Annotated in this window: 13 protein-coding genes; 3 read left to right on the forward strand and 10 right to left on the reverse strand. The window is 51.8% G+C overall.

The genetic code is table 11. The features are described from left to right. The 10 genes from RDN69_RS04345 to rpmH form a co-directional block, all read right to left on the reverse strand. On the reverse strand, positions 1-328 hold a 328-nt coding region (locus RDN69_RS04345; RefSeq protein ID WP_288218288.1), incomplete at its 3' end, for a ParA family protein. A gap of 189 nt (positions 329-517) precedes the next feature. Continuing rightward, on the reverse strand, positions 518-1405 hold the full coding sequence (locus tag RDN69_RS04350) for a PPK2 family polyphosphate kinase (protein ID WP_288218286.1): 888 nt from the start codon (positions 1403-1405) through the stop codon (positions 518-520). Positions 1406-1447: 42 nt separating this feature from the next. After that, positions 1448-2182, reverse strand: a complete 735-nt coding sequence (gene rsmG, locus RDN69_RS04355; RefSeq protein ID WP_024048379.1) for a 16S rRNA (guanine(527)-N(7))-methyltransferase RsmG — start codon at positions 2180-2182, stop codon at positions 1448-1450. Further along, positions 2172-4058 (reverse strand): tRNA uridine-5-carboxymethylaminomethyl(34) synthesis enzyme MnmG, encoded by a 1887-nt coding sequence (gene mnmG / locus RDN69_RS04360; protein WP_288218287.1) that lies wholly within the window; start codon positions 4056-4058, stop codon positions 2172-2174. The genes rsmG and mnmG overlap by 11 nt, the downstream gene beginning before the upstream one ends. 10 nt (positions 4059-4068) lie before the next feature. Beyond that, complete coding sequence (gene mnmE / locus RDN69_RS04365) at positions 4069-5451, reverse strand: tRNA uridine-5-carboxymethylaminomethyl(34) synthesis GTPase MnmE (RefSeq protein WP_273259428.1); 1383 nt, start codon at positions 5449-5451, stop codon at positions 4069-4071. 50 nt (positions 5452-5501) lie between these two features. After that, entirely contained in the window at positions 5502-6410 is a 909-nt protein-coding gene (gene jag / locus RDN69_RS04370) for an RNA-binding cell elongation regulator Jag/EloR (protein ID WP_024048376.1), read from the reverse strand. Then, positions 6407-7051, reverse strand: coding sequence for a YidC/Oxa1 family membrane protein insertase (locus RDN69_RS04375; RefSeq protein WP_081944116.1), 645 nt, complete (start codon positions 7049-7051; stop codon positions 6407-6409). Before RDN69_RS04375 ends, jag begins: the two co-directional genes overlap by 4 nt. A 25-nt stretch (positions 7052-7076) precedes the next feature. Continuing rightward, entirely contained in the window at positions 7077-7334 is a 258-nt protein-coding gene (gene yidD, locus RDN69_RS04380) for a membrane protein insertion efficiency factor YidD (protein WP_034437158.1), read from the reverse strand. Then, positions 7328-7675: a ribonuclease P protein component gene (rnpA, locus tag RDN69_RS04385; RefSeq protein ID WP_024048374.1), complete on the reverse strand. Its 348-nt coding sequence runs from the start codon at positions 7673-7675 to the stop codon at positions 7328-7330. Before rnpA ends, yidD begins: the two co-directional genes overlap by 7 nt. A gap of 64 nt (positions 7676-7739) precedes the next feature. Then, on the reverse strand, positions 7740-7874 hold the full coding sequence (gene rpmH, locus RDN69_RS04390; protein WP_034437160.1) for a 50S ribosomal protein L34: 135 nt from the start codon (positions 7872-7874) through the stop codon (positions 7740-7742). A gap of 232 nt (positions 7875-8106) precedes the next feature. On the opposite strand from rpmH, the gene brnQ reads away from it, so the two are divergent. From brnQ to dnaN, 3 genes are all read left to right on the forward strand, one after another. Further along, positions 8107-9447, forward strand: coding sequence for a branched-chain amino acid transport system II carrier protein (brnQ, locus tag RDN69_RS04395; protein ID WP_024048373.1), 1341 nt, complete (start codon positions 8107-8109; stop codon positions 9445-9447). A gap of 199 nt (positions 9448-9646) precedes the next feature. Then, positions 9647-11128, forward strand: a complete 1482-nt coding sequence (gene dnaA / locus RDN69_RS04400; RefSeq protein WP_024048372.1) for a chromosomal replication initiator protein DnaA — start codon at positions 9647-9649, stop codon at positions 11126-11128. A 231-nt stretch (positions 11129-11359) separates the two neighbouring features. After that, on the forward strand, positions 11360-12469 hold the full coding sequence (gene dnaN, locus RDN69_RS04405; RefSeq protein ID WP_024048371.1) for a DNA polymerase III subunit beta: 1110 nt from the start codon (positions 11360-11362) through the stop codon (positions 12467-12469). Positions 12470-12502 lie beyond the last annotated feature (33 nt).

Below are 12502 nucleotides of genomic sequence, written 5' to 3' on the forward strand. Positions count from 1 at the left end.
TGGGTACCAATACCGAGCCTGCCGCGACTAACGCATTTACCGTCAAAAGTCCCAACGAAGGCGGGCAGTCGATTAAGATATAATCAAATTTCTTTTTCAGTTTATCCAAGGCGTCACGTAATTTTGTTTCACGTGAAACCATGTTGACCAATTCCACTTCCGCGCCCGCCAGCGCAATCGTCGCGGGCAAAACGGATAAACCCTCCACGGCGGTTGGCACGCATGCTTTTTTGGCGGATGCCCCTTCGATCAGCACTTCATAACCGGAGCTCTCGATTCGGTCTTTGTCGATCCCCAGGCCGCTGGTCGCATTTCCCTGCGCGTCCATATCCACTAACAGTACGGCTTGACCGGCTGCCGCCTTTCTGATTCATGATGGCAATAATTTTGCCCACCGTGGCACCTCCATTTCTATTCGTACTTTATAGTATACCATACCGATCGACGCCACTTCGTCAAAAGTCGATTTGTTTTTTCTTCCGTCCGCATAAAAAAAGACCGTCCGCAGACGGCCTTTTTATCCGAATAAATCTTCCAAGGTCATGTTTTTGTCTTTCGCCAAGACTTTTTGCCAGTGCTCCAAATGTTCCTTTTCCGCGCCGGATAGTTCCGGGAATTGCGGATCTAATTGTTTCAACAGCTGTAAGGCCGCCAAGTAACGCGTGTACCATTTCTTATCCGCCGGCAATATATACCAGGGCGCGTACTTCGTCGACGTAGCCTGAATCATATCCGCATACACATGCTGATAATTGTTCCAATACTTGCGTTCATTGATATCGGCCATGGAAAATTTCCAATTTTTTTCCGGCCGTTTGATCCGATCAATCAGCCGCTCCGCCTGCTCCTCTTTAGAAACGTGCAAGAAAAACTTCAGCATAAAATAGCCGTTTTCATATAAGTAGCGTTCCCAATCATTGATTTGGCGGAAGCGCTCCTGCCAAAATTCCCTGTCGATTTCGACATCGCTGCCCGGAAAATTCTGATCTTTTAATAAATTGTGTACGCGCGTAACGATGACGTCTTCATAATGGGAGCGGTTGAAAATGCCGATTTCGCCACGCCGCGGTAAAGCCCGATTGACGCGCCAGAGATAATCGCGATCCAACTCCTCACTCGACGGCTGTTTAAAGTTGGCAACACGTACGCCTTGCGGATTGAGAACGGTGTAGACATGCTTGATAAGACCGTCTTTACCCGCCGCATCCATCGCTTGCAAAACGACGACAATGCCATGTTTATTTTCGGCATAAAGTCGTTCCTGGTAAGCTTTCAGTTCTTCCAGGACTTCCGGAAGCAATTCTTCTTTCACCGTCTGTTTATCCGCCTCTTCCGGGGGAACCGTCGGAATATTTTTCAAATCCAACTTATCTTTGTGATGCACGAGATACCGCTTGGCGTCCATGGGCCTTCCTCCTCACTTTAATTTCCATCGTTGTCACTTATATTATAAAGGTTGTTTCACCGCTTTGCCCGGCGCGCGCGGAAAACGCTTCGGCGTCGCCTGTACTTTTTGAATAATGCAGAGTACGCGCTCATCAAACCATTCGCCGCGCTGCAATTTGCGGACTTCGCACAACTGGCCCCCGAGTTCCCGAACGGCACGTTGCGCAGCGCTCGCTTCCTCCGCGCCTTTCGGCCCCTTCCAAGCCAGAAAATAACCGTCTCGGGCCACAAAAGGTAACGCCCATTCGCAGAGCACGCGCAAATCGGCGACGGCTCGCGACGTCACCACCGCAAACTGTTCGCGATATTCTTTCGCCTGCCCGGCAAACTCGGCGCGCTCATGGAGAATCTGCACATTCGTCAGGCCGATTTTTTGCGCGGCGTCAACGACGAAACGCAATTTTTTACCGACGGAATCGAGCAACGTCCATTCGACATCCGGTGTAAGAATGGCTAACGGGACGCCCGGAAATCCGCCGCCCGTACCGAGATCAAGCGCGCGTGAGCGCGCCGGAAAATACGCGGGATCGTAGCCTAACCACGAATCAATATAATGCTTTGCTAAAAATTCCTGCGGCTCGGTGATCGATGTCAAATTCATCACCCGATTTTGCTCGATTACCGCAGTATAATACGCCGCATACGCCTGGCTTTGCTCCGGCGTCAAGGCGATCCCCAGCGACTTTGCCGCCGCTGTTATTTGTTCCGGGCTGAGCGTTGTCGTTTCAGGCATCATAGTTGACTCCCTGGCGCCGTTGCTGCTCCAAATAAATCATCAATACGGTAATATCCGCCGGCGAAACGCCGGAAACGCGCGAGGCCTGACCTAACGTGGCCGGTTTGATCTGCTGCAACTTTTGCCGCGCTTCGATCGAAATGCCGCACAACGTATCGTACGGCAAATCATCCGCGAGTTGCGTTGTTTCCATTTTCTGTTGACGGCGAATGCGTTCCTCCTGTTTCGTAATATAACCTTCGTACTTGGTCGAAACAGACAGCTCTTCCCGTACATCGATGCCCGGGGCGTCCCACCCGAGTAAATGCGCGATATCCCTGTACGAAATCTCCGGTCGCCGCAATAATTGCGCGGCGGTCGTGCCGGTTTTTAGCGCGGCGCTTCCCAAACTCGTGAGATAGGCATTCGTTTCCGCTGTCGGTGTAAGCATCGTTTCGTTCAACTTTCGATGCCCTTCTTCCACCGCGGCGCGTTTCGCTTCATACCGCGCCCAACGCTCGTCACTTACTAAACCGAGTGTACGCCCGAGCGGCGTTAAACGCAAATCCGCATTGTCTTGACGCAACAGCAGACGATATTCACTGCGGCTCGTCATCATGCGATACGGTTCATTCGTACCCTTCGTCACCAAGTCGTCAATCAGCGTGCCGATGTAGGCTTGCGCGCGCGTCAGCGTAAACGGTTCTTTACCGAGTACATAATGCGCCGCGTTAATGCCGGCGATGAAACCCTGCGCCGCGGCTTCTTCATAACCCGATGTTCCGTTGGCCTGGCCGGCGGAAAAAAGTCCGTCGCATTTTTTATAACGCAAGCCCGCCGTCAGCTGCAACGGGTCCAGACATTCATATTCAATCGCGTACGCCGGACGCATGATTTCGACATGCTCCAAGCCGGGAATCGTACGCAAAAAAGCATACTGCACGTCCATCGGCAGCGATGTCGACATGCCCTGGACATACATTTCGTTCGTTTCCAAACCTTCCGGCTCGATGAAAAGTTGATGCCGTTCTTTATCCGCAAAGCGCACCACTTTATCTTCAATCGAAGGACAATAGCGCGCGCCGACGCCGTGCACCAGCCCCGCATATAAAGGAGCTCGATCTAAGTTGGCGCGAATAATCGCATGCGTTTCCGCATTGGTATAAGTCAGCCAGCAACAAGTCGCGTTGCGGTCTTTGCGTTCGGATAAAAAGGAAAACGTGTGGAAATCCCTGTCGCCGTCCTGACGTTCCATGCGCTCAAGTGACAGCGTACGCAGATCGACGCGACTCGGCGTGCCCGTTTTGAAACGACGCAGTTCGACGCCATGCTCTCGCAATGAATCGGCAAGTTTCAAACTCGCGCGGTAGCCGTTCGGACCGCCGCTGTACTTATGCGTTCCAATCAGGATTTCACCTTGTAAATACGTTCCTGTCGCCAAGACAACCGCTTTTGCGCGATACGCTTCATCCAGCTCCGTTTTAATACCGGTTACGCGACCGTCCTCTACCAGAAGATCTGTTACCATCAGTTGTTTGACGTCCAGACGCGGTTCGTTTTCAACGATTTGTTTCATGCGGCGATGATACGCATTTTTATCATTTTGCGCGCGCAATGCATGGACGGCCGGACCTTTGCCGCGGTTCAGCATGCGCATCTGAATCGCCGTTTCATCGGCGACTATCCCCATCTGTCCGCCCAACGCGTCCAGCTCCCGCACGAGCTGGCTCTTACCCGGACCGCCGATCGCCGGATTACACGGCATCATCGCGATATTTTCCAAACTGATCGTGCACAATAATGTGCGCGCGCCCAAACGCGCCGCGGCAAGGCCCGCTTCGCAGCCCGCATGGCCGGCGCCGATCACGATCACATCGTAACTTGCTACTTCGTACATGTTCTTCCCCTTACTTGCCGACGCAAAAACGTCGGAAAATTTCATCGGTAATACTTGCCTCCGGGTTCCGCCCGACGATCGCACCCAACGCGTCCCAGGCCGCCCGTAAATCTTCCGTAATCAAATCTTCCATCAAACCTTCATGCAGACCCTGCTGCGCGGAGCGCAAGGAAGCGAGCGCCCGACGCGCCAAATCCTCCTGGCGTACGTTCGTCAAAAGAACGCTGTCCGCGCCGGCTTGTAGCCGGTGTTGCTCGACATAGGTCGCCAACGCGTTGCCTAGCTCGTCCATACCGGTACCCGTACGCGCCGCGATCGCTACCTGCGGGATAGCGCCGGTGAGCGCCTTCACCTCGGCAAGATCCGCCCGCAAAGGCAAATCCGTTTTATTTAAAAGTAAAATCGCCGCTTTATTTTGCAAGGTCGCAAGCCATGCGCGTGTTTCCGCCGTCAGCGGCTGCGATGCATCCAACACGGCGAGAATTAAATCCGCCTGCGCGAGTTCGCGGTGCGTACGCGCAATTCCCATTTGTTCAATTTGGTCGCTCGCTTCACGAATGCCCGCCGTGTCCACAAGCACCAGCGGAATACCGTGAATCAGCGCCGATTCCGTAATCGTGTCGCGTGTCGTGCCGGGAATATCCGTCACAATCGCGCGCTCTTCCGCCAGCAATTGATTCAAAAGGCTTGATTTGCCCGCATTGGGTAAACCCGCGATAACGGTTTTCAAGCCCTCTTTCCAAACTTTTCCCGCCGCCGCGCGGGCGATCATCGCTTCCAATTCAGTGATGATCGCGGTCAGTTTCGTATCGATTTCCGCCGGCGTCAGCTCCGCCAAATCCTCTTCGGGATAATCAATTACCGCTTCCAACGAAGCCACGAGCTCGGTCACCGCCGCGCCGGTCGCTTCCACCCAACGGGAAAGCTTCCCCGTCAATTGGCCGACCGCCACGCCTAGGCCGACTTCGCTTTTCGCGGTAATAATATCATCCACCGCTTCCGCCTGCGTCAAATCAATACGCCCGTTCAAAAAGGCGCGTTCGGTAAATTCACCGCGTTCCGCCAAGCGCGCGCCCGCTTGGAGACAAAGCTGCAAGCTGCGCTGCAACACCAACATCCCGCCGTGCAGTTGCAACTCCACGACATCTTCACCCGTATACGAACGCGGCGCGCGCATGACGAGCAAAATGCCTTCGTCCATCGTTTGTCCGTCCGCTACGATATGACCGTAATGCGCCCGAAAACCGCGCGCCTTACTCCAGTCGAGCGACGTGTACGGCCGAAAAACGCGCGCGGCGAGCACCAGTGCCTCCGGCCCGCTGATCCGGATAATACCGATTCCGCCCGTGCCGAACGGCGTTGCGATCGCGGTAATGGTATCTTCGTTATACATAATTCTCCTTAGAAAAAGAAAGACCGGGATCGCCCCGGTCTGTAATGCGTTTACTGCTTGTAGTGAATCACCAAGTGGCGATTATCCAGTTCGCCCTCACTCTTCGTGTAGACGTCCGGATCGTCCTGCAATGTCAGATGAATGATTTTGCGTTCGTACGCATTCATCGGCTCCAACACCAAGGGGCGTTGGCTGCGTTTGACGCGGTTCGCCATGCGAATGGCCAATGATTCCAGCGTCGCTTGCCGACGTTCGCGGTAATCTTCCACGTCGAGCATGACGAAATATCGACCGCGACCGCTCTGATTGGCCGCTAAATTGGTCAGATACTGCAACGAGTCCAACGTTTTGCCGTGTTTACCGATCAAAACGCCTAACCCGCGGCCGTGTAATTGTAATAAAATCCGTTCCGTCGTAAGGCGTTTTTCGATCATCACATCGAGGCCCATCGCATCGGTGACGGATTGTAAAAAGGCTTTAGCGCGCTGCGCCGTTTCCGCCTGTTCATCCGCCGAAAATGCGCTTTGGGCGCGATGATTTGTCACCGCCTCATCGTTCTCCGCTGCATCCGCTCCAGCTTTCTCTTCCGCTGCTTGCGGCTCCTCTTCGACGGTCGCCGACGTTTCGATGACCGGCTCTTCGTTTTGCACTTCGATACCCGTGGCGGCTTCGAGACCTGCGGACATTTGAGCCTGACGCTCCGACGCTTCCGTCAATTCTTCGCGCGGTACGATAGAATCCGCTTTCGCAATCTCTTCATCGACTTCCGGTTCCGTCATCTCGCCATACAATTTGGTAACCAGGATGCGCGCCTCTTTAGCGCCGATACCGAAGATACCCTTTGACCCCTCCGACAGTACATCTACATTCACTTCACCGCGCGCGACTTGCAGCTCTGCTAACGCTTTCGCGGTAGCTTCTTCCACGGTTTTGCCCGTAAACTCGATTGGATGGCTCATTTGGCACCTGCTCCCTTCGGCTTTTCACGAAACATGATAAACTGTTGCGCCATCTGGAATAAGTTGGAAACGACCCAATAAATAACCAGACCGCTCGGAAAACTCAAACTGATGTAGCCGATGAAAAGCGGCATAAAGACCAGCATGATTTTTTGCTGCTGCGCCGCCATAGAACCCGCCGGATTGTTGCTGCTCATCGTTTGCTTTTGCATGATGAACGTCGACAGCGCGGACAAAACAGGTAAAATATAGAACGGATCGGTCGCGCCCAGGCTCGGCAGCCATAAAAAGCTGATATGTTCGGGATCGTATTGGTAACTGCGCAACGCGTAGAAAATCGAAATCAAAAACGGCATCTGAATCAGCATCGGCAGGCACCCCGACAACGGATTGACGCCCAGCTCCTGATACATCTTCGTCATTTCCATTTGAATCCGTTGCGGATCCCCTTTATATTTCTTTTGAATCTCCTGAATGCGCGGCTGCATTTCCTGCATGCTCTTCATCGAGCGGATCTGCTTAATCGCCAGCGGCAAAAGCAGCACGCGAATCAGAATCGTCATTACAATAATTGCGATCCCGTAACTCGGGAATCCCGCCATCTGCGTCAATTCGTAACAAAACGATAAAAAATGTTGCATAATCGACGCTAAGAAATCAATGGCGTCACTGAATATACTCACTCGGTTCCTCCTTTAAGGATGCGCGGGCAGGCGGCACAGGATCATAGCCTCCCGGATGCAAGGGATGACACTTCAGCAGGCGTCGCAACGCCAGCCAACTTCCCCGTCCGGGTCCGAAGCGCAGTATCGCTTCGCGGGCATAGCTGCTGCACGTCGGATAAAACCGACATGTCGGCGGTTTCAACGGTGAAAGAAAGCGCCGGTAAAAGTCGATCATACCGATTAAAGTACGCGTCAACATTGCAAAAGCTTCGCCCTTCTGAGCACATATAATAAATCCCGCTCCGCTTCCGCGTATGACGCTTGCGCCAACCGCTTGCGTCCCACCAAAACCAAGTGATAACCCGGCTTCAGCTGCGGCCGATGCAGGCGATACGCTTCACGAAGCAAACGGCGCGCACGATTTCGAGCGACCGCATTGCCTACCTTTTTGCCGGTAACAAAGCCGACCCGTGTGGGTTCGCCCTGTCGCGGCAGCACATACAGTACCAGACGATTGGCAATCACGGCACGACCGTGCTGATAGACACGCCGGTACTCATAGCCCTGCGTAATTCGATCTGCTTTTTTCAATTCGTGCATGACAACCGTCCCTTATGTATACAAAGAACTTGGCCGAGGCCAAGTTCTTTGTATCGCCTCTCGCTTAGGCGGATAATTTTTTTCTGCCTTTCAATCTTCTTCTTTTCAAGACCATGCGGCCGCCTTTAGTTTTCATACGTTCCCGAAAACCGTGGGTACGTTTGCGCCAAAGCACATTCGGTTGATACGTCCGTTTCATGTCTGCACCTCCTTCTAGCATTAGGTGAATCAGTTCATACCATAACAAAGTAATTATATTGAAAAAGTTTGTCGCTGTCAATCAAAAGGCTTGTCATTGTCAAAAAATGCTTTGTTTTTCAATGTATATAAAAAGGTTTTTCAGTAAAATTTTTATTTTCCTTTATTTTCTGCTTGAAGTGTTGTCAGCCTGTGTTATAATTAGTGAAATATCTTTTAAGGGGTGATGAAAAATGCGAGGACGGACTATTTCTCGTTCTGCCTATGTATCCATAGGTCTCATGTTATTTGCATTATTTTTCGGAGCGGGAAACTTGATTTTCCCGGCCTCTCTGGGACAAAATGCCGGTTTGAATTTTCCGGAAGCGATTTTGGGCTTTTTGTTTACCGGCGTCGGTCTGCCCCTGTTGGGCGTCATGGCTATCGGCTACTCCGGCAGTCGTGACCTGCAGGATCTTTCGTCGCGTGTCCATCCCGTCTTCGGTCTTTTATTTACGATTTTATTGTACCTGACGATCGGACCGTTTTTCGCCATCCCCCGTACGGGAACGGTGTCGTATGAAATCGGCATCAAACCGTTTTTGGGTGCCGGCACGGGCAATTTGGAATTGTCGATTTTTCTCGCCGTGTTCTTCGGTCTTTCGTGGTGGTTCTCCATTTCACCGGCCAAACTCGTTTCGCGTATCGGTAAAGTATTGACGCCGCTCTTACTTTTATTCCTCGGCATACTGATCGTGAAATCCCTTCTCTCGCCGATCGGACCGATGCAGGCTCCGACCGCGACATACGCTACTTCCGGTCTGGCATTTGCGCAAGGTTTCCTGGACGGTTACAACACGATGGATGCGTTGGCGTCCTTGGTCTTCGGCATCATCATCGTCAAATCCGTCAAACAGTACGGCGCGGAATTTGAACGTGATATCGCGGCGGCTACGTTTAAATCCGGTTTGATTGCCGCGATCTGCCTGGGCGTTGTCTACGTCTTTATCGGCAACATCGGGGCAACCAGCGTCACCGGCATCGGTATGCAGGAAACGGGCGCGCCGGTTCTCTCGCTTTCGACGCAATTTTACTTTGGCGATCCGGGCGCATTCATTTTAGCCATCATCGTCATCTTGGCGTGTCTGACGACAAGCATCGGTTTGATCACGTCCTGCTCGACGTACTTCAACGAATTGGTACCGGCGCTTTCGTATCGTGTGTGGGTGAGCGTCTTTTCCGTATTTTCCGCGGTCATCGGTATGTTCGGTTTGTCGACGATCATTTCCGCCGCGATTCCGGTACTGATGTTCCTGTATCCGCTGACAATGGTCATGATGGCGCTGACGTTTTTGGCACCGCTTTTTGACAATCGCCAGGCGGGCTACTTTATTACTCAACTCTTTACATTGGTTCCCGCGCTCTATGACGGGTTGCGCACCGCCGGTTTTGAAATGCCGGCTCTTACGAACTGGATGGCAACGAATTTACCGTTATTTGATTACGGTTTGGGCTGGGTATCGTTTGCGGTCGTCGGTTTTATCCTGGCGCTCTGCTATGTGAAATTCGTGAAAAAAACACCGGCAACTGTCTAGCCGCTGAAAAACCGGTCGGAAACTTTCCGACCGGTTTTTGTGTGCGCTATTTTAAAATCGGTGGATATCTGCTAAAATAAAGACACATTTACACGGAGTTGTCCACCAACTTATCCTCATTGTCCACAGTGTTGAACCCTTGTTTTATAATGCTTTTCCTTTTATTTCCACCATTTTCACCAATTTCACGGAGAATGTTATGACCGATATTTTTGATTTTTGGGAAACCGTACTTGCCCGGCTCGGCGAACGGATTTCCCCGGAGATGCTGAACTGGCTCATGTCGCATGTCTTGCCTCTGACATTAACGGAAGACACATTGACGGCACAGGTGAGTAAACCGTTTTTAAAAATTTGGCTGGAACAAAATCTCTTGAGCGATTTGCAGGCGACTGTCAACGAAGTGGCGGCGCGGCCGCTCACATTGCAAATCACCTTGCCCCAAGCGACGGACGTACCGACATCGCCGTTGCCGTCGACAAATTCCACGGAAACTTCTACATTGCCCGAACCTCCGGTGCCGATTTTCACCCGACCGACACCGTCCGTCGAGCAGACCACTTTACCGATCGCTACTTCGACCGCTGCCACACAAGACACACAAGTAGCCGCCGTGTCGGAAAATGAACGTAACTTCGGCAAGCGTTCGATTCCCATCGATCCCTCTTGCACCTTTGACAATTTCATCGTTTCCAATTCCAATACCTTGGCGCGCAGCGCGGCATTCGCCGTCGCGCAACAGCCGGCGCAGTACCAAAACCCGTTGTTCATCTACGGTCCCTCGGGCCTCGGCAAGACGCACTTAATGCACGCCATTTGCAACTATGTCCGCGCCCACACGCCGGAAAAGAAATTTTTATTTCTCACAAGCGAAGATTTTACCAATGATTTTATTTCCGCGCTGACGCAAAAAGGCGTGGAACATAACCGCGCCTTCCGGGAAAAATACCGTTCCGTTGATTATCTGCTCATTGATGACGTGCAATTTTTCGGCAAAAAAGACGGCACGCAGTTGGAATTTTTTCATACGTTCAACGAACTGCTGAACAGCAAGAAACAAATCGTCATGACCTGCGACCGGCTGCCGGAAAATATGGAAAAAGTCGAGCAGCGACTGATCTCACGTTTCCGCATGGGTCTGGTCGTCGAAATTCAACCGCCGGACTTTGAAATCCGCAGCGCCTATTTACAGAAAAAAGCGGCCGCGGCGGACATTTCGATTCCGACCGAAGTCGTATCCTTTCTCGCGGAAAATTTTACCGAAGACTTTCGGGAACTGGGGGGCGTGTTTAATCGCATCGCCACATTACAGTCACTGTCGCCGGAGCCGATTACCGTCGAGTGGGCCCAGCAGCAGCTGGCCGATATCTTGCCCACGGAACGACGCATTATTTTAAATCCGGATGTCATCATCAACGAAGTCGCGAGCTTTTATAAAATTCGTCGCGATAAACTGGTCGGCAAAACACGTCCGAAAAATATCGTTTTCCCGAGGCAAATTGCCATGTTTCTCTGCCGTGAAATGTTGGATTTATCCTTCAAAGAAATCGCGGCGGCGTTCAACAAAAATGATCACACGACCGTCATGCACGCCTATGACAAAATTTATAAAGAACTGCAGACCAATATTAAACTGCAGGAAGAGATGCAACAGATCCGGCAATTTCTGACCGGCGGATAACCAGCGGATGAAGGGCGAAGAGGATGTGGATAACCATTGATGTTATCCACTTAACGGATACACATGAGGGATAAGGAGCGAAATTTGAGCTTTTATCCACGACTTTATTCACATGGATGCGAATAAGATTTATAAGGTCTGTCCATCTTATCCACTTTTCCACCGCGTCTACTACTACTGCTATTATTTAACTGCAAACAATCAAAACATCGCCATCGTAAGGAGGCCATCATGCAATTATCGTTACCCACACAAGCTTTACAAACGGCATTGGATCAAGTAAGCCGTGCCGCTGCACCGAAAGTCGGTAACAATGCGTACGCGGGAATTTTATTGAGCGCTGCCGACAATATCTTGGAAATACAAGCGACGGATTACCAGGTCAGTGTGCGGGTCCGCACGCCGGCGACAGTCACCGAACCCGGTGAAACGGTCGTACTGGCCGCGTACTTACCGGAATTGATTAAAAAATTGCCGGCGGGTACGGTGGAAATACAAAGTCAAACCGGCGCATCCACATTATTGATTCGCGCGGGACGCAGTGAAAATGAAATGGTAACCGGCGTTGCCGGTGAATTTCCCCATTTGGATGAATTGGATCATCCGCAACAATTCACGTTGCCGAGCGATCAGCTGCGCGATATGTACAGTCTGACGCAATTCGCTGTGGCGGGTGACAATCAACGTCCGATTTTTAGTGGTATTTTGCTGGAGGCGGGGGAGAGAACGGCGCGCATGGTCGCCACCGATACGCACCGTTTGGCATTGCGGGAAGTGGCGCTGGCGGATGCGTTGGCGCAGCCGGTACGGCTGGTGATCCCGGAACGCGTGCTCGCTGATGTGGTGCGTTTGTTACCGACAAATGAACCGGTCGATGTGACGATTTCCTGGCACCGTGATTATGTCGCATTCGAATTTGCGGGCGTATACTTTATGTCTAATTTGATTGCGGGCGAATTCCCGGATTATGAACGCGTATTCCCGGCACGTTTTGATGCGAAGGCGGTTATCGATCGGCGTGAATTTACCGCGGCGTTGGAACGCGCGGCATTAATTTCGCGCAATATGGCGTATAAAACCGTCACTTTAAAATGGGGCGACGACAGTGTGGAAATCAGCGCGACGAGCGCCGAAGTAGGGAGCACGGAAGAAACCGTACCGGTAAATTATGAGGGAGAAGCATTGGAAATCGTGTTCAACTGTTTCTACCTGCTCGACATTTTAAAACGTTCGACAGGCGATAAAATTACGCTGCATATTCTGCAAAACGGACCGATGCTTGTGGAACAGGAAAACGATCCGGATTACCGGTATGTAGTCACGCCGATGCGAGGACATTAAGATGCGTGAAATTACGATTCATACTTCTTTTAT

Source organism: uncultured Negativicoccus sp., assembly GCF_902480485.1.
In the GTDB taxonomy this organism is placed as follows: domain Bacteria; phylum Bacillota; class Negativicutes; order Veillonellales; family Negativicoccaceae; genus Negativicoccus; species Negativicoccus succinicivorans.